This window comes from Brevundimonas phoenicis (assembly GCF_047237745.1).
Classification (GTDB): domain Bacteria; phylum Pseudomonadota; class Alphaproteobacteria; order Caulobacterales; family Caulobacteraceae; genus Brevundimonas.
This window is the reverse complement of sequence record NZ_JBDFLN010000001.1, coordinates 1,459,857-1,480,090: the sequence shown is the minus strand read 5'-3', so window position 1 is coordinate 1,480,090 and position 20,234 is coordinate 1,459,857. Positions and strand designations below refer to the sequence as shown.

13 protein-coding genes are annotated in these 20,234 nt (G+C 67.9%); 6 read left to right on the top strand and 7 right to left on the bottom strand.

Translation table 11 applies throughout. The annotated features are described in order from the left end of the window. Positions 1–2 precede the first annotated feature (2 nt). Positions 3–881, bottom strand: coding sequence for a DUF4232 domain-containing protein (locus tag ABC419_RS07335; protein ID WP_412877884.1), 879 nt, complete (start codon positions 879–881; stop codon positions 3–5). A 142-nt stretch (positions 882–1,023) separates the two neighbouring features. On the opposite strand from ABC419_RS07335, the gene ABC419_RS07330 reads away from it, so the two are divergent. Together ABC419_RS07330 and ABC419_RS07325 are read left to right on the top strand one after the other, a co-directional pair. Next, positions 1,024–3,150 (top strand): TonB-dependent receptor domain-containing protein, encoded by a 2,127-nt coding sequence (locus ABC419_RS07330; RefSeq protein WP_412877885.1) that lies wholly within the window; start codon positions 1,024–1,026, stop codon positions 3,148–3,150. Between the two features lie 233 nt (positions 3,151–3,383). Next, positions 3,384–6,134, top strand: coding sequence for a TonB-dependent receptor (locus ABC419_RS07325; RefSeq protein WP_412877886.1), 2,751 nt, complete (start codon positions 3,384–3,386; stop codon positions 6,132–6,134). A gap of 174 nt (positions 6,135–6,308) precedes the next feature. On the opposite strand, the gene mce is transcribed toward ABC419_RS07325, so the two are convergent. Genes mce through ABC419_RS07300 form a run of 5 tightly spaced genes read right to left on the bottom strand, consistent with a single transcriptional unit; the run spans position 6,309 to position 13,797 of the window. Further along, on the bottom strand, positions 6,309–6,731 hold the full coding sequence (gene mce, locus ABC419_RS07320; RefSeq protein WP_412877887.1) for a methylmalonyl-CoA epimerase: 423 nt from the start codon (positions 6,729–6,731) through the stop codon (positions 6,309–6,311). Next, on the bottom strand, positions 6,728–8,887 hold the full coding sequence (gene scpA / locus ABC419_RS07315) for a methylmalonyl-CoA mutase (protein WP_412877888.1): 2,160 nt from the start codon (positions 8,885–8,887) through the stop codon (positions 6,728–6,730). The genes mce and scpA overlap by 4 nt, the downstream gene beginning before the upstream one ends. Continuing rightward, positions 8,884–10,263: a methylmalonyl-CoA mutase family protein gene (locus tag ABC419_RS07310; RefSeq protein ID WP_412877889.1), complete on the bottom strand. Its 1,380-nt coding sequence runs from the start codon at positions 10,261–10,263 to the stop codon at positions 8,884–8,886. Before ABC419_RS07310 ends, scpA begins: the two co-directional genes overlap by 4 nt. Beyond that, entirely contained in the window at positions 10,264–12,252 is a 1,989-nt protein-coding gene (locus ABC419_RS07305; protein WP_412878770.1) for an acetyl-CoA carboxylase biotin carboxylase subunit, read from the bottom strand. It abuts the gene before it with no gap. 9 nt (positions 12,253–12,261) lie between these two features. Beyond that, entirely contained in the window at positions 12,262–13,797 is a 1,536-nt protein-coding gene (locus tag ABC419_RS07300) for an acyl-CoA carboxylase subunit beta (RefSeq protein ID WP_412877891.1), read from the bottom strand. A gap of 144 nt (positions 13,798–13,941) precedes the next feature. Here ABC419_RS07300 and ABC419_RS07295 point away from each other — a divergent pair, with 144 nt between their 5' ends. Continuing rightward, positions 13,942–15,354, top strand: a complete 1,413-nt coding sequence (locus ABC419_RS07295) for a short-chain fatty acyl-CoA regulator family protein (protein ID WP_412877892.1) — start codon at positions 13,942–13,944, stop codon at positions 15,352–15,354. Positions 15,355–15,540: 186 nt separating this feature from the next. Here ABC419_RS07295 and ABC419_RS07290 read toward each other — a convergent pair whose 3' ends face one another. Further along, complete coding sequence (locus ABC419_RS07290; protein WP_003165585.1) at positions 15,541–17,043, bottom strand: CoA-acylating methylmalonate-semialdehyde dehydrogenase; 1,503 nt, start codon at positions 17,041–17,043, stop codon at positions 15,541–15,543. Between the two features lie 103 nt (positions 17,044–17,146). Here ABC419_RS07290 and ABC419_RS07285 point away from each other — a divergent pair, with 103 nt between their 5' ends. The 3 genes from ABC419_RS07285 (at position 17,147) to ABC419_RS07275 (ending at position 20,231) form a co-directional block, all read left to right on the top strand. Continuing rightward, positions 17,147–18,055: a LysR family transcriptional regulator gene (locus ABC419_RS07285; protein WP_412877893.1), complete on the top strand. Its 909-nt coding sequence runs from the start codon at positions 17,147–17,149 to the stop codon at positions 18,053–18,055. Positions 18,056–18,138: 83 nt separating this feature from the next. Next, positions 18,139–18,849 (top strand): response regulator transcription factor, encoded by a 711-nt coding sequence (locus tag ABC419_RS07280; protein ID WP_412878769.1) that lies wholly within the window; start codon positions 18,139–18,141, stop codon positions 18,847–18,849. 20 nt (positions 18,850–18,869) lie between these two features. Further along, positions 18,870–20,231 (top strand): FecR family protein, encoded by a 1,362-nt coding sequence (locus ABC419_RS07275; RefSeq protein WP_412877894.1) that lies wholly within the window; start codon positions 18,870–18,872, stop codon positions 20,229–20,231. The last annotated feature ends 3 nt before the right edge of the window (positions 20,232–20,234 follow it).

Genomic DNA, 20,234 nt, shown 5'->3' with positions numbered 1-20,234 from the left:
CCCTAGTTTGCGGGCGCCGAAGCCGGCTGAGCCGAAGCCTCGGCGACAGGCCGCAGGGGACTGACCTCAACCTGCCCGCCGCAAGGCGTAAAGGCCAGCGGCAGGGCGATCGCCGTCGCCGCGCCCGGCGCCGTCACGCGCACCGTCTTGGCCGAGGGGCAGGTCGTCTCGCCCTTGTCTTCATGCGGAATGACGGTCCAGGCCAGGTCGAACCAGGCGGCCTGTTGCGGGCGGATTTCCACCGGCGCCGGCGCGCGGCCCTCGGCGAGATAGCTTCTCGGCGCCTGAACCGCGCGAACGCCGGTCATCAGCTTGCCGTCGCCGTCCAGCAGGCTGACGGACGGATAGCCGGTCACGGTGCAGGCGTTGGGTCCGGCGTTCCGCAACGCCAGGGTGGTGAGGCGATACCCCATGCCCGCGTCGCCGCCCTCGACCGTCAGGCGGAGATTCTCGGCGGCGCACGGCGCGCCCGACGGCGGCGGGGCCACGGCGGCGACCGGACGGCTACAACGCTCGATGACGACGCTGCCGGCCTGATCGCCCTGACCCGCGCGGCTGAGCATGCCGCTCTCCAGTTCGCCCCGGCTGGCCGTATGCCATTCCAGCCCCTGCCCCGCATATCGAGCGCCGCTGGCCGAGACGACGTTGGTCAGGACGTAATCCTTGCCTTCATAGGACACGCGGGCGGTCTGGGCGTCGGGATAGGCGACGGCGATCGTCTTGCCGCTTTCGCAGGCATAGCCGACGGCGGCGACGCTCTGAGCCGCCGGCGCCTCGATCGGCGAGGTCGGCTCCGCCGGCTTTTCCCGAGAACACCCGGCGGCCAGCAACCCGAACGCAGCGGTCACGGCGATGGTCTGGAACGTGGCGGATCTGGTCATGGCGGCCCCCTTGCTGCTGCGACCCTGCTGCAACGTCGAGGGCTTGTGAAGGCTCCGCTTGGACGAAATCGTCAGGGAACGGTTGCGTAATGATATACTATAACATATCAAGCCTTCCATCATTGTAACGGGGATGCGTGACATGCGATTTCGGACCTTCCTGCTGACCGCCGCGGGGGCGGCGGCGCTGACCAGCCTGGGCGTCGCTGCGCCTGCCTTCGCCGAAGACGTCGTCCAGCGTCAGTCCCAGGGCGACCCGCACGATCACACGCCCCGCACCGCCGACGCCTATGAGATGGACGAGGTCGTGGTGCGCGCCCTGCCCCTGGGCCGTGCAGGCGACGACGTCGGCTCGCACGTCGCCCTTCTCAGCGGCGACGACCTGGTCCACCGGCGCCAGTCGACCCTGGGCGACACCCTGAACAGCATTCCCGGCGTCAACTCCGACACCTTCGGCGGCGGGGCCAGCCGTCCGGTGGTGCGCGGCCAGACCTCGCCCCGCGTCAAGGTGCTGAGCGAGGGCGCGGGCCTGATGGACGCCTCCGAGGTCTCGCCCGACCACGCGGTCAGCGGCGAGCCCCTGCTGCTGGAAGGCGTCGAGATCCTGCGCGGCCCGGCGGCCCTGCTCTACGGCGGCGGCGCCATCGGCGGCGCGGTCAACCTGCTGGACAAGAAGATCCCGACCCGCATCCCGGCGAACGGCGGCGAGGGCGTGGCCGAATACCGTCGCGGCTCGGTCGATGACGAGGAAGCGGGCGTGGTCGGCCTGACGGTCGGCGCCGGCAACTTCGCCTTCCGCGTCGAGGCGGCCGCGCGAAAGTCGGACGACTACAAGGTTCCCGGCTGGGACGAGCCGCGCCTGGACGGCTCCTACAACGAGACCTCGACCGCGACGCTCGGCGCCTCATGGATCGGGTCGCGCGGCTATCTGGGTGCGGCCTATACGGAACAGACCAGTCGCTATGGCCTGGCCGGTCACAGCCATGAATATGAGGGTTGCCACCCGCACGGCGACCACCTGCACTGCGGCGGCGGCCACGACCACGGTCACGACGACGATCATGGCCACGGCGACGACGATCACGGGCATGAGCATGAAGGCGAGCACGACCACGCCGCCCCCGAGGTCCGCCTGAAGAGCCGCCGTGTCGATCTGCGCGGCGAACTGCGCGACCCGCTGCCGGGCATCGAGAACGTGCGCCTGCGCGCCGGCTACACCGACTATGAGCACAGCGAGCTGGAAGAAGGCGTCGTCTCGACCACCTTCACCAACAAGGGCTATGACGGCCGCATCGAGGCCCAGCACCGCGAGATCGCCGGCTTCAAGGGCGTGGTCGGCCTGCAACTGAGCAAGAGCGACTTCGCCGCCGTCGGCGAGGAGAGCTTCCTGGCCCCCAGCACGACCAAGAACACCGGCCTGTTCGTGATGGAGGAATACGAGATCGGCCTGTGGCACCTGGAAGGCGCCCTGCGTCAGGAATGGCAGGAGGCCTCCGCCATCGGCCTACCCGGTGTCGAGCACAAGCCCTTCTCCATCTCGGGCGCGGCGGTGTGGCACTTCACCCCCGGCTGGTCCGGCGCCGTGTCGCTGTCCCGTTCGCAACGCGCGCCCTCGGCCCAGGAGCTCTACGCCGACGGCGTCCACCTGGCGACCAACACCTATGAGATCGGCGACTCCAGCCTGGACGTCGAGACGGCCAACTCGATCGAGCTGACCCTGCGCAAGACCGAAGGCGCCCTGACCGGCTCGGTCAGCGCCTACCACTACATCTATGACGACTACATCTTCGCCCGGACGCTGGATCAGTACGAAGACTTCCGCCTGATCCGCTACAGCCAGGCCGACGCCACCTTCACCGGCATCGAGGGGGAACTGACGCAACAGTTCACCCCGTGGCTGTCGGGCACGGTGTTCGGCGACTACGTCCAGGGCGAGTTGAAGGGCGACGGCGGAAACCTGCCGCGCATCCCGGCGGCGCGGGCGGGCGTGCGTCTGGCCGCCTTCCAGGGACCGTGGTCCGGCGACGTCGAATACAGCCGCACCTTCAAGCAGACCGACATCGCCGCCTTCGAGCATGAGACGCCGGGCTACGACATGGTCAACGCCACCGTCGCCTATGACGTCGATCTGGGGCCGGTGCGCTCGCAGATCTTCCTGCGCGGGACCAATCTGCTGGACGAGACGGCGTTCAATCACGCCTCCTTCCTGGCCGAGACCGCGCCCCTGCGCGGGCGCAACCTGACGGTCGGCGTGCGCGCCCGCTTCTAGGGCTTCTTCGTCGCTGCAAAAAAGGAGGGGCGGGTCCGACGGATTCCGCCCCTTCGTCCGTTGGAGTCTTGTCGGTTCGGACAGGACTAAGCCCCGCATTACAGGAGTTTAATCCAGGAGAGCGATCGCGCCCCCTTTCGGCGCACATCGTTCTTTATTCGATTCGATGCGACCGACGAGACAGGGCGTCGGTCGCGAGCGTGCCTGTTTCCCGGTTGCCTTTAGGACTCGACATGTCGCCAGTCGCCTTGCTGTTCGCCCTCGCCTCCCTGTCCCCTGCCGACACGGCGGCGCCCGCCGCCCCGCCGCAGACCGCGCCCGCCCAGACCGCCACACCCGTCCCGCAGGAGGAGCTGGACGACGGCGCCTATGACCTGGGCACGCTCGCGGCCGTGACCACCGCCCGACGCGGCGCGGCCCTGGGCGACTATGAGCCCGAGCTGACTCTCGACGAGGAGCAGATCAAGGCTTACGGCGCCAGCAGCATCGAAGAGCTGATGACCCTGCTGGAGCCAGTGACGCGCAGTTCGCGCGGCGGCTCGCCGGTCTTCCTGGTCAACGGACGGCGCATCTCCGGCTTTCGCGAGATTCGCGGCATCCCGCCCGAGGCCATCGAGCGCACCGAAATCCTGCCCGAGGAAACCGCCCTGTCCTACGGCTACAGCGCCGACCAGCGGGTCGTGAACTTCGTACTGAAGGCCGACTTCCGCTCCGTCACCATGCAGGCCAGCGCCCGCCGTCCCGACCAGGGCGGCCGCACCATGACCGACCTGGAAAGCAACATCCTGCGCATCTCGGGCAAGCAGCGCTGGACGCTGGACCTGGAATACGAACGCGACACGCCCCTGTTCGAGACTGAGCGCAACATCGTCCGCGACGGGACGCCCTATGACCTGATGGGCAATGTCACCGCGCCCGGCGGCGGCGAGATCGACCCCGCCCTGTCGGCCCTGCTGGGCCAGGGCGTGACGACCGCCTCGGTCGGGACGGGCGCAGCGGGCGGCGCCGCCCTGTCCGACTTCGGCGTCGGGCCGCGCACCGACGACCTGACCGCCTATCGCACCTTGTCGCCCAAGCGTGAGAACAGCTCCATCTCCGGCTCCCTGGTGCGCGACCTGAACCAGACCATGTCGCTGACGCTCAGCGGCGAACTGGAGGATACGTCCAGCTTCTCCTACCTGGGCCTGCCGGGCCTCAGCCTGGCCCTGCCCTCGGCCAGCCCCTATTCGCCCTTCGTCAGCGACGTGCTGCTGCATCGCTATGTCGATGCGCCCGGCGCGCTGGGACGACAGACGGACACCATGTCAGGCCAACTGGGCTTCCTGGTCGACGGCTATCTCGGCGACTGGCGCTGGACGGTGAACGGCGGCTACGACCGCACCGAGACCAAGACCCGCACCGGCCGCGGCCTCAACGACGACGCCCTTCAGGCGGGCGTAACGGCGGGAACGATCGACCCGTTCGGCGACCTGGGCCAGTTGCCGACCAATCCGTTCGACACGGCGCGCTCCATCTCCAGCAAGACCAGCGTCGAGGGCGTCATCAACGGCACGGCCTGGGAAGGCCCGGCTGGATCGCTGACCTCGACCTTCAAGGTCGGCTTCGACAGCCAGTCGCTGGACTCCGAGAACCTGCGCTTCTCCGAGGAACAGCAGGCCAGCGTCTTCTCCGAACGCTCCTTGTCGCGCGATCGCACCAGCGCCTCGGGCAACTTCAACCTGCCCATCGCCAGCCGCGACCGCGAGGTGCTGGGCGCGCTCGGCGACCTGTCGGCCAATCTAAACCTGGCCTACGAAGACCTGTCCGACTTCGGCGGCCTGTCGGCCTATACGGTCGGGCTGAACTGGTCGCCGTGGGAGCCGGTCAACTTCACCGCCAGCTGGGCCGACGAGCAAAAGGCCCCGTCGATGTCGCAACTGAACGACCCGACGATCTCGACCCCGAACGTGCCCGTCTATGACTTCGCCACCGGCCAGTCGGTCAACATCGTCCGCATCGAGGGCGGCAACCCCAACCTGTCCGAAGAGACCAAGCGCGTCCTGAAGTTCGGCGTCAACCTGACCCCGCTGAAGGACAAGGATCTGCGCTTCACGGCCAACTACACCCGGACCGAGACGGAAGGCTCCATCGCCTCCTTCCCGACCATCACGCCCGAACTGGAAGCCGCCCTGCCCGAGCGCTTCACGCGCGACCTGGACGGCAATCTGCTGTCGATCGACGCCCGGCCGCTGAACTTCCAGAAGGCCGAGCAGCAGGAAATCCGCTGGGGCCTGAACTTCTCGACCGCCTTCGGCAAGCCGGACCCCGCCGCCATGGAGCGCATGAACGCGCGCAGCGGCGGCGGCCAGCGCGGGCCGGGCGGCGGCGCGCCGACGGTCATGCGCGTCGAGGGCGGCCCGCCTCCGGGAGGTCACAGCGCGGGCGGCCCGCCCCCTGGCGGCGGAATGCGGATGCAGTCTGGCGGCGGGCGCAACCGTGGCGGCGGCATGATGCCGGGCCAGGGGCGCTTCAACATCTCGCTCTATCACACCTATCGCATCCAGGATGAGATCACGATCCGCGACGGCCTGCCGGTGCTCGACCTGCTGGACGGCGCCGCCATCGGCGCGCGCGGCGGCCAGTCCCGCAATGAAGTCCAGCTGCAGATGGGCGTCTTCAAGAGCGGCATGGGCGGCTTCCTGAACGCCAACTGGAAGGAATCCACCCGCATCAACGGCGGCTCGTCGCCGGACGACGACCTGAGCTTCTCGGACCTGACGACGGTGAACCTGAACCTGTTCGCCGACCTGTCGTCGCGTGAGAGCCTGGTGTCACGCTACCCGTGGCTGAAGGGCGCCCGCGTCAGCGTCGGCGTCGAGAACATCTTCGACCAACGCCTGAAGGTCCGCGACGGCCTGGGCGAGACGCCCCTGTCCTATCAGCCCGACTACCTCGACCCGCTGGGCCGGACGTTCAGGATCAGCCTGCGGAAGATCCTGTACTGAGGCTTGTGCTCACCCGCCGTCATCCTCGGACTTGATCCGAGGATCGAGGGGACCGGCGCGCTCGTCCTGTCCGCCGTCACGCAGACGGATGGCCCGATTCTCGGATCAAGTCCGAGGATGACGAAGAGCCATGATCATGAAAAAGGCCCGGTCGCGAGACCGGGCCTTTGTCTTTTAGTGACCGCCTTTCGGCGTCTCCATCAGCTCAATCAGGACCCCGCCCATCTCCTTGGGATGCAGGAACACCACCGGCGTCCCGTGCGCCCCGATGCGAGGCTCGCCCGTGCCCAGGATGGTCACGCCCTTGGCGCGCATTTCAGCGATGGCCGCATGAATGTCCGCCACTTCAAAACAGACGTGGTGCTGTCCGCCCTTGGGGTTCTTGGCCAGAAAGCCGGTGATCGGGCTGGTCTCGTCGAACGGCTCGATCAGTTCGATCTGGGCCGTCGGCGTGTCGATGAAGCAGACCTTCACCCCCTGCGCGGGCAGATCGAACGGCTCGCCGATCTTCGTCGCGCCCAGCACGTCGCGATACAGCTTGATCGACTCGGCGATGGAGGGCGTGGCGACGCCGACGTGGTTCAGATTGCCGATCACTTCTTCGTCTCCACAGGCGCGGGCTGGGCATAGCCCAGGCGCTGGTTCAGCTTTTCGATCAGGTCCGCCGCCGTCTCGGCGATCACCGAGCCGGGCGGATAGACGGCCGCCGCGCCCATATCGAGCAGGGGCTGCACGTCCGACGGCGGGATGACGCCGCCGACCACGATCATGATGTCCTCGCGCCCCAGCTTGGCCAGTTCGGCCTTCAGCTCGGGAACCAGCGTCAGGTGCCCCGCCGCCAACGAAGAGGCGCCGACCGCATGGACGTTCTTCTCCACCGCGTCCTTGGCCGCCTCGGCAGGGGTCTGGAACAGAGAACCGGCCGTCACGTCGAAGCCGATGTCGCCGTATCCGGTGGCGACCACCTTCTGGCCACGGTCGTGCCCGTCCTGCCCCAGCTTGGCGATCAGGATGCGCGGCGGGCCGCCGTCATTCTCGACGAAGGCGGCGACCATTTCACGAGCGCGGGCGACCTTGGGATCGTTCCCCGCCTCTTTCGCATAAACGCCCGAAACCGTCTTCACCGTGGCGATATGGCGGCCAAAGGCGGCCTCCAGCGCGTCGGAAATTTCGCCGACGGTGGCCTTGGCGCGGGCCGCCCGCACCGCCAGCTCCATCAGGTTCTCACTGCCTCGCGCGCCCTCGGTCAGGGCGTCGAGAGCCGCTTGCGTCGCCGCCTCGTCTCGTTCGGCCTTCAGGCGTTGCAGCTTCTCGATCTGGCGGGCGCGCACCTCGGCGTTGTCGACCTTCAGCATCGGAATGTCGTCGACCACGGGGTTCAGATATTTGTTCACGCCGACGACCGTCTGCTGGCCCGTATCAATACGGGCCTGGGTCTTGGCGGCGGACTCTTCGATCCGCAGCTTGGGGATGCCCGCCTCGATGGCCTTGGCCATGCCGCCGTAGGCCTCGACCTCCTCCATCAGGGCGCGGGCCTTGGTCGCCAGCTCCTGAGTCAGGCGCTCGACGTAGAAGCTGCCCCCCCAGGGGTCGATGACGCGCGTCAGGCCCGTCTCGGCCTGCGCCAGAATCTGGGTGTTGCGCGCGATCCGGGCCGAGAAGTCGGTCGGCAGGGCCAGCGCCTCGTCCAGGGCGTTGGTGTGCAGCGACTGCGTCTGGCCGCCCGCTGCCGCCATGCACTCGACCATGGTGCGGGGTACATTGTTGAACACGTCCTGCGCCGCCAGCGACCAGCCCGAGGTCTGGCAGTGGGTCCGCAAGCTGAGCGACTTCGGATTGACGCCGCCTTCGCGCTTGACCGCCTCGGCCCACAACAGGCGGCCGGCGCGCATCTTGGCCACCTCCATGAAGTAGTTCATGCCGATGGCCCAGAAGAAGCTCAGGCGCGGCGCGAAGCGGTCGATCTCCATGCCCGCCGCCTTGCCGGCGCGCAGGTATTCGATGCCGTCCGACAGGGTGTAGGCCAGTTCGATGTCCGCCGACGCTCCCGCCTCCTGCATGTGATAGCCGGAGATGGAGATGGAGTTGAACTTGGGCGTTTCCTTCGCCGTCCACTCGAAGATGTCGGCGATGATCCGCATCGAGGGCGCGGGCGGATAGATGTAGGTGTTGCGGACCATGAACTCCTTCAGAATGTCGTTCTGAATGGTCCCGGTCAGCTTGGCGTGGTCGACGCCCTGCTCCTCGCCCGCCACGACATAGAGGGCCAGGATCGGCAGCACCGCCCCGTTCATGGTCATGGACACCGACATCTGGTCCAGCGGAATGCCGTCGAACAGCGTCCGCATATCCAGAATGCTGTCGATGGCCACGCCCGCCATGCCGACGTCGCCCTTCACCCGCGGGTGGTCGCTGTCATAGCCCCGGTGGGTCGCCAGATCGAAGGCGACCGACAGGCCCTTCTGACCCGCGGCCAGGTTGCGGCGATAGAAGGCGTTGGACTCCTCGGCGGTCGAGAAGCCCGCATACTGGCGGATCGTCCACGGCGCGCCCGCATACATGGTCGGATAGGGCCCGCGCACGAAGGGGGCGAAGCCCGGCAGGCCGTGGATGAAGTCCAGCCCGTCCAGCGCCTCCGGCCCATAGGCCGTCTCGACCGTCAGCCCCTCGGGCGTGGTCCAGGCCGCGCGGTCCGGCCCGGCGCCGGTGGCGTCGAGGTCGAGAGCGACCTTGGAGAAGTCAGGAAAACTCATTGGGCGGCCTCCTCGAAGGCGGCGGCGAAGCGGACAGGCGACAAAGCCTCGAACGTCCCGATCGCAGCAGGCGCGACGGGCGCGGGCGTCACCGGCGCGGGCCTCACGTCCGGGTCGACGAATTTGGTGACGCCGACGATCTGGGCGGCGCCGTCCTTGAAGGCTTTCTCAGCCATCTCGCGAGCGCGGGCGATGCGGGGCTGGATCACCCCGCCTTCCAGACAGGCGATGACGCCGCCTTCGGCCTCATAGACCTGGAACTCGGCCCACGCGGCCTCAGTCAGTTCGCGGGTGCGCGCGTCCAGATACCAGGAGCCGCTGGCCGGATCGTCGACACGGCCCAGATTGGACTCCTCCATCAGGATCAGTTGGGTGTTGCGCGCCTGACGCTTGGCGAAGTCGTCCGGCAGGCCCGCCGCGCGGGTGAAGCCGTCCAGCACCACCGCATCGGCTCCGCCCACAGCCCCAGCGAACCCGGCGGCGGTCAGGCGCAGCATGTTCGGCCACGGATCGCGCGCTGACAGCATCCGCCGCGACGATCGCGCCTCGATGATCGCCGGAACCTCGGCGCCGAACGCCTTAGAAACGCTGGCCCAGATCAGGCGCAGGGCGCGGATCTTCGCCAGAGAGTCGAAATAGGTCTGGTCCACAGCCACGCCCAGCACGACGCCCTTCAGCGCCGCCTCGACCGACAGACCCGCTTCAACCGCCGCCTTCACATAGGCCACGGCCGAGGACGCGGCGAAGGCCAGTTCCTGCGCGATGGAGCCGCCCGCCTCATGCGCCACACGGCCCGACGCCATGAACAGCGTCGCCTCGGGATAGGTCGCGGCGTGGGTCGCCGCTGCCTTCGCCGTCTCGGCCATGACGGCCGCGAAATCGCCCGGCGTCCCGCCCGCTTCGGCGTAGGCCGAGATCGGATCGAGATGGAAGGCCAGCTTGGCGCGAGGCGATCCCTTGGCGACCGTCGACAGGGCCTCCGCCGCCTTCACGCCGTCGAACCCGGCGTCCAGCGCCACCGGCGCCAGCTCCAGCGCCACCCCGTCCAGCGCACGGGCCAGCTTCACAGGGTCCGCCGCGACCGGTCCGGCGATCAGGACGGACGCCGCCCCGTTCTCCAGATCGGTCAGGACGGCGCGGTTCAGGGCGTCCGCATCCTCACCCTCATTCAGCGCCCGCACGTCCCAGGCCCGGCCTTCGGAATCCGAGGGCCGAGGCGCGAATACAGGCTCGCCCCCGTTCGCCGTCCCATACAGCGGCTTCGTCGCCAGTTGGTCCGCATCCAGATGGATGAGGCTCTCCAGCGGACGCTCCTTCAGCGCCTTCACGGCGGCCTCGCGCCACTCCAGCGGGGTCGGGACGGCGAACTCGGTCATTTACTCGAACTCCACCAGCACGTCGTCGGCGGCGACCGGGTCGCCGGCCTTGGCCTTGACCGCCTTCACCTTGCCGTCGCGCTCGGCCTTGAGGATGTTCTGCATCTTCATGGCTTCGATGATGGCGACGGTCTCGCCGGACTTGACCTCCTGCCCCTCGAGCACGGGGATGTCGACCACCAGACCCGGCATCGGCGACAGCACCAGCTTGGAAGTATCCGCCGCCTGCTTCTCGGGCAGCAGGGCGTAGAGATGCGCCACGTCAGGACGCAGCACGCGCACCCGCGCCCGCGCCGCGCGGTGGCGGATGTCGAAGCCGTCGGCGGCGCGCTTCACCTCGGCGGTGAAGGCGTCGTCGTCCAGCACCGCCTTGAACAGCGACAGCCCCGGCCGCCAGTCGATCTCGGACAGGGAGACCTCTTCGCCGTCGATGGCGACGATCAGGTCTTCGGCCTCGTCATAGCCGACCTCGACCTCATAGGCCGTCTTGTCGATCAGGACGGTCCAGTCGATGCGCTCGCTGGGGTCGCCGTCCTGTTCGGCGATGACCTCGTTCATGGCTACGGCCGAGGCGATCAGGATCTTCACCTGCTCCGGCGTCGGCGCCAGGCCGTGGAAGCCGTCGGGAAACTCGTCCTTGATGTAGCTGGTGGCCAGCTCGCCGGACTGGAAACGCTCCTGATCCATGACGGCGGCCAGGAAGGGCACATTGTGGCCCAGACCCGCCAGATGGGTGTCCTCCAGCGCGCGAGCCATGCCACGCACGGCGTCCTCGCGCGTCTCGCCCCAGGCGCACAGCTTGGCGATCATGGGGTCGTAGAACATGCTGATCTCGTCGCCCTCGCGGACGCCCGAGTTGTTGCGGACGGTGTAGTCGCCCCCAGAACCGGAGTGATCGCCCTCTTCCGGCTGCTCATAGCGCACCAGACGGCCGATCGACGGCAGGAAGCCGCGATAGGGGTCTTCGGCGTAGATGCGGCTCTCGATGGCCCAGCCGTTGATCGACAGGTCGTCCTGCTTGATCGCCAGTTGCTCGCCCCAGGCCGAACGGATCATCTGCTCGACCAGATCGACGCCGGTGATCAGCTCCGTCACCGGATGCTCGACCTGCAGGCGGGTGTTCATCTCCAGGAAGAAGAAGCTCTTGTCCTGACCGGCGACGAACTCGACCGTGCCCGCCGAGTCATAGTTCACTGCCTTGGCCAGGGCGACGGCCTGCGCCCCCATGGCGGCGCGGGTGGCCTCGTCCAGCAGGGGAGACGGCGCCTCCTCGATGACCTTCTGGTTGCGACGCTGGATCGAGCACTCGCGCTCGAACAGGTGAATGACGTTGCCGTGCTTGTCGCCCAGCACCTGAATCTCGATATGGCGCGGGTCGACGATGAACTTCTCGAGGAAGACGCGATCGTCGCCGAAGGCGTTCAGCGCCTCGGCCTTCACGGCGGCGAAGCCCTCGGCCATGTCGTCGTCCGAATGGGCGACGCGGATGCCCTTGCCCCCGCCCCCGGCCGACGCCTTGATCATGACCGGATAGCCGATCTCACGCGCGATCTTCACCGCCTCGTCCGGCGTTTCGATCAGACCCATATGGCCCGGCACGGTCGAGACGCCCGCCTCGGCGGCGAACTTCTTGGAGGTGATCTTGTCGCCCATCGCGTCGATCGCCTCGGGGTTCGGCCCGATGAAGGCGATGCCCTCGGCCTTCAGTCGCCGCGCGAAGCTGGCGTTTTCCGACAGGAAGCCGAAGCCGGGGTGCACGGCCTGCGCCCCCGTCTGCTTCACGGCGTCCACGATCTTGTCCTGGATCAGATAGGACTGGGCGGCGGGCGACGGGCCGATGTGAACGGTCTCGTCGGCCATCTCGCAGGCCAGCGACCCGGCGTCGGCGTCGGAATAGACGACCACCGTCTTGATGCCCATGCGACGGCAGGTCTTGATGACGCGAACAGCAATCTCGCCGCGGTTGGCGATCAGAATTTTATCGAACATTTCTGGGCCTTACAGCGGGATGTTGTCGTGCTTCTTCCAGGGATTTTCCTGGGTCTTGTTCTTCAGCGTCTTCAGGGCCTTGATCAGGCGACGGCGGGTGCCGTGGGGCATGATGACGTCGTCGATGTAGCCGAGCCCGGCCGCCACGAAGGGGTTGGCGAAGCGTTCCTTGTATTCGGCCTCGCGCGCGGCCAGGGCCTCGGGGTCGCCGGCCTCCTTGCGGAAGATGATCTCGACCGCGCCCTTTGCGCCCATGACTGCGATCTCGGCGGTGGGCCAGGCATAGTTGACGTCGCCGCGCAGGTGCTTGGAGCTCATGACGTCATAGGCGCCGCCATAGGCCTTGCGCGTGATGACCGTCAGCTTGGGCACGGTGGCCTCGGCATAGGCGAACAGCAGCTTGGCGCCGTGCTTGATCAAGGCGCCGTACTCCTGCTTCGTGCCCGGCATGAAGCCCGGCACGTCCACCAGGGTCACCAGCGGGATGTGGAAGGCGTCGCAGAAGCGCACGAAGCGCGCGGCCTTGCGGCTGCTGTCGATGTCCAGCACCCCCGCCAGGGTCTGAGGCTGGTTGCCGACGATGCCGACCGGCTGGCCGTCCAGTCGGCCGAAGCCGCAGATGATGTTCTTGGCGAAGTCGGCGCCGATCTCGAAGAAATCGGCCTCGTCGACCGTCTTCAGGATCAGCTCCTTCATGTCATAGGGCTGGTTCGGATTGGCCGGGACCAGGGTGTCCAGCGACGCCTCGTCGCGATCCGGCTCGTCATAGGTGTCGCGGATCGGCGGCGTCTCGCGGTTCGACAGCGGCAAGAAGCCGATCAGGCGACGCACTTCCGACAGGGCCTCCAGATCGTTCTCGAAGGCGCCGTCGGCGACCCCGGACTTGCCCGCATGGACGCGCGCGCCGCCCAGGTCTTCGTGGCTGACCACCTCGTTGGTGACCGTCTTCACCACGTCGGGGCCGGTCACATACATGTAGGAGGTGTCCTTCACCATGAAGATGAAGTCGGTGATGGCGGGCGAATAGACGTCGCCGCCCGCGCACGGGCCCATGATGACCGAAATCTGCGGGATGACGCCCGAGGCCAGGGTGTTCTGCAGGAAGATGTCGGCGTAACCGGCGAGGCTCTCTACCCCTTCCTGAATGCGCGCGCCGCCAGCATCGAACAGGCCGATGATCGGCGCGCCCGCCGTCAGGGCCATCTTCTGGATCTTGACGATCTTGGCCGCGTGGGCGCCCGACAGCGAGCCGCCGAACACCGTGAAGTCCTTGGAGAAGACATAGACCAGACGGCCGTTGATCGTGCCGCGCCCGGTGACGACGCCGTCGCCGGGGATGCGCTGATCCTGCATCCCGAAATCGTGGCTGCGGTGCTCCACGAACATGTCGGTTTCTTCGAAGGAGCCTTCGTCCAGCAGGACGCCGATGCGCTCGCGGGCGGTCAGCTTGCCCTTGGCGTGCTGGCTGGCGATGCGCTTCTCGCCCCCGCCCAGCTTGGCGGCGGCGCGACGGCGCTCGAGCTCTTCGAGGATGGCCTGGCTCATGGTTGGGCGACTCCCTGACTTCGTTCAGGGTCCAACAAGCCGCTTCATCACAGAAAGGCAATCGCAACTTTGCAAAAGTCGTCCAAGTGCGTAAGCCTGCCAAGGCGGACAGGCGTTTTTGCAAAGTTGCAATGCCCAACAACCATGGCTGAAAAACTCTACCTCGGGACCAAGGTGCGCAAGCTGCGCGAGGCGCGCGGCTGGACGCTGGAGCAGTGCGCCGGGCGGCTGGCGCTGTCGCCGTCCTATCTGTCGCAGATCGAGACCAACCAGCGCCCGGCCACGGCGCGGGTGCTGATCGCCCTGACGCGCGCCTTCGACGTGGACGCCAGCCTGTTCGATCTGGACGGCGACGCCCGCCTGATCGCCGACCTGCGCGAGGCGACCACCGACGTCGCTGGCCACGCCGAGGCGCCGACGGCGGGCGAACTGAAACAGGCGGCCATGAACGCGCCCCGGCTGGCGCGGCAGTTCCTGGCCCTGCACCAGGACTATCGCCGTCTGGACGAGCGGCTGAAGACGCTGAACGAGACGCTGGGCCGCGACGAACACGCCGCCGACGCCGCCCCCGCCCTGCCTTATGAGGCGGTGCGCGACTTCTTCCATTATCGCGACAACTACATCGACGCCCTCGACCGAGCGGCCGAGGATCTGGCCGCGCGGCTGAATCTCGGCGACGGCGTCCACCCTGAGCGCGAGCTGGAGGCCGCCCTCAACGACCTGTGCGGCGTGCGCGTCGCCACGGGTCAGGGACGCGGCGCCATGCGGCGCTTCGATCCCGGCGCGCGCATCCTCTATGTCGACGCCAGCCTGCCGGGCGCCACCCGCGCCTTCCAGATGGCGCATCAGCTGGTTCGCTTGCGCTTCGAAGACCTGATCGAACACGAACTGGACCGCGCCGCCTTCGACATTCCCGTCGCGCGCGACGTGTGCCGGGTCGGTCTGGCCAACTATGCGGCGGGGGCGCTGCTGCTGCCCTATCGCGCCTTTCTGGAAGCGGCGCGGGAACTGCGGCACGACGTGGACCGCCTGCGCAACCGCTTTCACGTCAGCTTCGAGCAGGCCTGCCACCGGTTGAGCACGCTACAGCGCCCCGGCTGGCGCGGCGTGCCCTTCTACTTCGCGCGGGTCGACATGGCCGGGAACATCACCAAGCGGCACAGCGCGACGCGCTTCCAGTTCGCCCGCTTCGGCGGCGCCTGCCCGCTGTGGAACGTGCATGAGGCGTTCAGCGCCCCGGACCGCATTCTGGTCAATCTGTCGGAGATGCCCGACGGCGCCCGCTACGTCTGCATCGCCAAGAGCGTGTCCAAGCCGGGCGGGTCGTTTCTGGAGCCGGATCGGCGCTATGCGCTGGGTCTGGGGTGCGAGATCGAACATGCGGCGCAGTTGGTCTATGCCGACGGTCTGGACCTGAACGGCCCGCCGACACGTATGGGCGTCAACTGCCGCATCTGCGAGCGGACGGACTGCACGCAACGGGCGTTTCCGCCGATCGACCGGACCCTGGCCGTGCCGGAGAATGAGCGGGGGGTGATCCCCTATACGCTCTCATAGTTATTCCTTCTCCCGATGGAAGAAGGCGCCCCGAAGGGGCGGATGAGGGTTCCCGGCCTCAGTCGGCGTAAGCCGTATCGCAACGGCTGCCGCCGACTGACAGCTTGAACCCTCACCCTTTTGCCTTAGCCAATCGCCTTCGGCTCTTGGAGGCTCAAGCCCTCTCCCATCGGGAGAGGGTCAAGGTCAGCCCATCGTCGGGATGACGAAGCTCGAGTCCGCGTGTTCCAGATCGCTATCCGGCCAGCGGGCCGTCACGGTCTTGGTCTTGGTCCAGAAGCGGACGCCTTCCATGCCGTGCTGGTTGATGTCGCCGAAGGCCGAACGCTTCCAGCCGCCGAACGAGTGATAGGCCACCGGCACCGGGATCGGCACGTTGATGCCGACCATGCCGACGTTGACGCGGGCGGCGAAGTCGCGGGCCGCGCGGCCGTTCTGGGTGAAGATGGCGACGCCGTTGCCGTACTGATGCTTGCTCGGCAGGCTCAGCGCCTCCTCGAAGCTGGCGGCGCGCATGATCTGCAGCACCGGGCCGAAGATCTCTTCCTTGTAGGATTCCATCTCCGGCTTGACGTGGTCGAACAGCGACGGGCCGATGAAGAAGCCCTTCTCGTGGCCCTGCAGGCTGAACTCGCGGCCGTCGACGACCAGTTCGGCGCCTTCTTCCACGCCCTTGTTGATCCAGCCCAGAACCTTGTCCTTGTGGGTCTGGGTGACAACGGGGCCGTAGTGGGCCTCGGCGTCGGTCGAGACGCCGACGCGCAGGTTCGGGATTTCCGAGACCAGACGCTCGCGCAGTTCATCGGCGGTGCGCTGACCGACCGGCACCACGACCGGCAGGGCCATACAGCGCTCGCCAGCCGAGCCGTAGGCCGCGCCGGTCAGATCCTTGATGACCTGATCCATGTCGGCGTCGGGCAGGACGATGCCGTGGTTCTTGGCGCCGCCCATGGCCTGAACACGCTTGCCGTGGGCCGCGCCCTTCTGGAACACATAGTGGGCGATGTCCGACGAACCGACGAAGCTGACAGCGTGGATCAGCGGGTGTTCAAGGATGGAGTCGACCGCCACCTTATCGCCGTGGACGACGTTCAGCACGCCCTTGGGCGCGCCCGCCTCCATCATCAGCTCGCCCAGACGCACCGGCAGGGACGGGTCACGCTCGGACGGCTTCAGGATGAAGGTGTTGCCCGCGGCGATGGCCACGCCGAACATCCACATCGGGATCATGCCAGGGAAGTTGAACGGGGTGATGCCCGCCACCACGCCCAGCGGCTGGCGCATGGAATAGACGTCGATGCCCGGACCGGCGCCATAGGTGTATTCGCCCTTCGAGGCGTGCGGGATGCCGCAGGCGAACTCGATCACTTCCAGACCGCGCTGGATGTCGCCCTTGGAGTCGGCGATGACCTTGCCGTGCTCGCTGGACAGCAGTTCGGCCAGTTCGTTCATGTTGGCCTCGACCAGGCGCTTGAACTCGAACATGACGCGGGCGCGGCGCTGCGGGTTGGTCGAGGACCAGCCTTCGAAGGCGGCCTGCGCCGACTGGACCGCGCGGTCCAGTTCCGACGGCGTCGCCAGCTGGACGCGGGCCTGAACCTCGCCGGTGTTGGGGTTGAAGACGTCGCCGAAGCGGCCCGACGCCCCATCAAAAGCCGCACCGTCGATGAAGTGGCGAATATCGCGCATTGGCGTCTCTCCCGATGATTATGGTTCTTCGTGAGCCTGCCCTAGCAGAGCGGATCGGTCAGGCCCATTGCAATCTTGCAGGTGATGATGTGCATATCTGCATATGTTCGACTGGGATGATCTGAGGGTGTTTCTGGCGGCCGCCCGCGCCGGGTCGCTGGCCACGGCGGCGCAGCGGCTGGGCGTGGACGCGGCCACGGTCGGACGGCGCGTGGCGCGGCTGGAGACGGCGCTGAAGTCGACCCTGCTGGTCCGCTCGGCCGCCGGACTGCACCTGACGGCCACCGGCGCCCAACTGCTGGAGCGGGCGCTGGACGCCGAAAGCGCGATGGAGGCGGCCGGTCGCGTCACCCAGCCAGACCTGATCGCGGGCGCCGTGCGGATCAGCGCATCGGAAGGCTTCGGCGGGGCAGTGCTGGCCCCCGCCCTGCCCGGCCTGCTGGCCGCGCATCCGGGCCTGAACGTCGAACTGGCGGCCAGTTCCGGCTTCCTGTCGCCCAGCCGCCGCGAGGTGGACATGGCCATCACCCTCAGTCCCGCCGCCGGGCCGCGCCTGATCGTCGAGCCGCTGACCACCTATCAGCTGGCGCTCTACGCCGCGCCGGAATACCTCGAACGCCACGGCGCGCCTGACACCATCGACGACCTGAACCGCGTCGACATGGTCGGATACGTCGACGACCTGATCTATGCGTCCGAGTTACATTATCTGGACGAGATCCGCCCGCACCTGCGCCCGCGGCTGGCCTCTTCCTCCATCCGCGCCCAACGGGACATGGTGGCGGCGAGCGGCGGCATCGGCGTCCTGCCCTGCTTTCTGGCCGAAGGGCTGACGCGGGTTCTGGCGAACGAAGTACTGATAGAACGCCGTTTCTGGCTCAGCACCCACCGCGAAGTCCACGGCACGGCGCGGCTGAAGACGGTCCGGCGCTGGATCAAGGCCCTGTGCCAGGATCAGGCCCGCCGTCTCGCCCCCCTGCCCGCATCCTCGCCAGGACGCGCCGAGGGGTGACCATATTTTACATTTTACATTGCTCTAAAGCCAAGCATCCGAGGCTATGACTCCAGCGTTCTCCCCGGAGCTGCGTAGCCAGTATGAAGATCGCGATATTAGATGACGATCCCGTCCAGTTGGAGTTCGTCTCCGAGGTCGTCCAGGACGCTGGGTATCGCGCCACGCTGTTTTCGCGCGGCCAGGCGCTGATCTCCGCCCTGCGCAAAGACACCTTCGACATGCTGATCGTCGACTGGAACCTGCCGGACCGTTCGGGTCTGGAAGTGCTGGCCTGGGCGCGCACCAATCTGAAGCCCGCCCCGCCCATGCTGCTGGTCACCAGCCGCGCCGAGGATGAAGACGTGGTCGCAGGCCTGGACGCAGGGGCCGACGACTACCTGCCCAAGCCCCTGTCCAAGCCGGTGCTGGCGGCGCGGATCAACGCCCTGATCCGTCGCGCCTACGCCCAACCGACGACGCCGGGCGTCGAGGTCTATGACGGGGTGTCCTTCCACGAGTTGGCCGGGGCCGTGACCCGTGACGGCCAGTCGGTGGCCCTGACGGCCAAGGAATACGCCCTGGCCTTGCTGCTGTTCCGCAACCTGCACCGGGCGCTGTCGCGGACCTACATCCTCGAAACGGTGTGGGGCAATGAGCCGGACCTGAACAGCCGTTCGCTGGACATGCACATCTCGCGCATCCGCAACAAGCTGGAGCTTCGGCCCGAGCGAGGCTTCCGCCTGACCCCCATTTACAGCTACGGATACCGCCTTGAGCGCGTCACGGGAGCCGAACCCGGCCCTGACGCCTGAATGAAGACGCAGGTGGCGGAATGAAGACGGATTGGTCTGCGGCTCTGGCGGTTGCAGCGATGCTGGCCGCAGGAAGCGCCGCCGCACAGACTTCGGCTGCTCCGCCCGCGCCCCGCACGGCGTCTTCCGCCGCCGTCGAGACGCTCGACTATGTGGTCCAGCGCGGCGACACCCTGATCGACCTGGCGACCGCCTATATGAACCGGCCGCTCGACTATCGCCGGGTCCAGCGCGAGAACCGGGTCGCCAATCCGCGCCGCCTCGCGATCGGCCGCACCCTGGCCCTGCCGGTCGATCTGCTGCGCGCCGATCCTGACGAGGCGCGCATCGCCGGCTTCCGGGGCGCCGCGACCCTGAATCAGGACGGCCGATCCGCCGCCCCCGCCTCCGGCCAGACCGTGCGCGAAGGCGCCGTCCTCAGCACCGGCGCCAACGCCTTCGTCCGTCTGGCCCTGTCGGACGGCAGCCATGTGGTCGTGCCCTCCAACAGCCGCGTGCGCGTCAGCCGCCTGCGCCGCTACGCCATCAACGGCGCCGTCGATCACGCCCTGACGGTCGAGGCCGGTCGCGCCGAGTCGCGCGTCAGCCCCCGGCGCCGCCCCGGCGGCTTCGCCATCCGCACCCCCGTCTCGGTCTCGGCCGTGCGCGGCACCGACTTCCGCGTCTCCTTCGACGATGACGCCGACCGCTCGACCACCGAGGTGCTGGAAGGCGCCGTCGCCATCGCCTCGGGCCAGGCCGAAACCCTGGCCGCCGCCGATCAGGGCGTCAGCGCCGCCGCCGGCGCTGTGCGCCTGCTGCCCCTTCTGCCCGCGCCCGCCCTGGTTCGCCCCGACGCGCCGCAGACCCAGGCCCAGGTCGCCTTCGACATCCAGCCCCTGCCCGGCGCCGAACGCTATCGCGGCCGCGTCGCCCAGGACGCCGGCATGATCGAGGCCTTCGCCGAAGTCGACAGCGCGCCCGGCGGCCCCCTGGTCTTCGGCGACATGGAAGAAGGCGCCTTCTTCCTGCGTCTGACCGCCCTGTCGCCCGAGGGGCTGGAGGGCAAGGCCACCACCTACAGCTTCATCCGCGCCCGCAACGGCGTCGGCGGCCTGGCCTCCGCCATGGATCAACGCGACCGCCGCCGCTTCTACCGCTTCCGCTGGGAGGCCGAGGGCGTCGGCGAGGCGACCTTCCGTTTCCAGCTGTGGCGCGAGGCCGAGGACGGAACCGCCGACGGCCCCCTGCTGGTCGACCAGCCCGGCCTGACCGACGAAGCCTTCACCCTCAGCGACCTGCCGCCGGGCGTCTACAGCTGGCGGGTGCAGGGCGCGCGCCATCGCTTCGGCCGCCTGCTAGAAGCCTGGTCCGAACCGCAACAGCTCCGCATCGGGCGCTAGCGC

What these genes read in the sequence shown, in the direction of transcription:
- ABC419_RS07275 (WP_412877894.1), top strand. Translation starts at nt 18,870, where the DNA reads ATGAAGACGGATTGGTCTGCGGCTCTGGCGGTTGCAGCGATGCTGGCC.
- ABC419_RS07290 (WP_003165585.1), bottom strand. Translation starts at nt 17,043, where the DNA reads ATGCGCGATATTCGCCACTTCATCGACGGTGCGGCTTTTGATGGGGCG.
- ABC419_RS07330 (WP_412877885.1), top strand. Translation starts at nt 1,024, where the DNA reads ATGCGATTTCGGACCTTCCTGCTGACCGCCGCGGGGGCGGCGGCGCTG.
- ABC419_RS07295 (WP_412877892.1), top strand. Translation starts at nt 13,942, where the DNA reads ATGGCTGAAAAACTCTACCTCGGGACCAAGGTGCGCAAGCTGCGCGAG.
- ABC419_RS07285 (WP_412877893.1), top strand. Translation starts at nt 17,147, where the DNA reads ATGTTCGACTGGGATGATCTGAGGGTGTTTCTGGCGGCCGCCCGCGCC.
- ABC419_RS07280 (WP_412878769.1), top strand. Translation starts at nt 18,139, where the DNA reads ATGAAGATCGCGATATTAGATGACGATCCCGTCCAGTTGGAGTTCGTC.
- ABC419_RS07305 (WP_412878770.1), bottom strand. Translation starts at nt 12,252, where the DNA reads ATGTTCGATAAAATTCTGATCGCCAACCGCGGCGAGATTGCTGTTCGC.
- scpA (WP_412877888.1), bottom strand. Translation starts at nt 8,887, where the DNA reads ATGAGTTTTCCTGACTTCTCCAAGGTCGCTCTCGACCTCGACGCCACC.
- ABC419_RS07300 (WP_412877891.1), bottom strand. Translation starts at nt 13,797, where the DNA reads ATGAGCCAGGCCATCCTCGAAGAGCTCGAGCGCCGTCGCGCCGCCGCC.
- ABC419_RS07335 (WP_412877884.1), bottom strand. Translation starts at nt 881, where the DNA reads ATGACCAGATCCGCCACGTTCCAGACCATCGCCGTGACCGCTGCGTTC.
- ABC419_RS07325 (WP_412877886.1), top strand. Translation starts at nt 3,384, where the DNA reads ATGTCGCCAGTCGCCTTGCTGTTCGCCCTCGCCTCCCTGTCCCCTGCC.
- ABC419_RS07310 (WP_412877889.1), bottom strand. Translation starts at nt 10,263, where the DNA reads ATGACCGAGTTCGCCGTCCCGACCCCGCTGGAGTGGCGCGAGGCCGCC.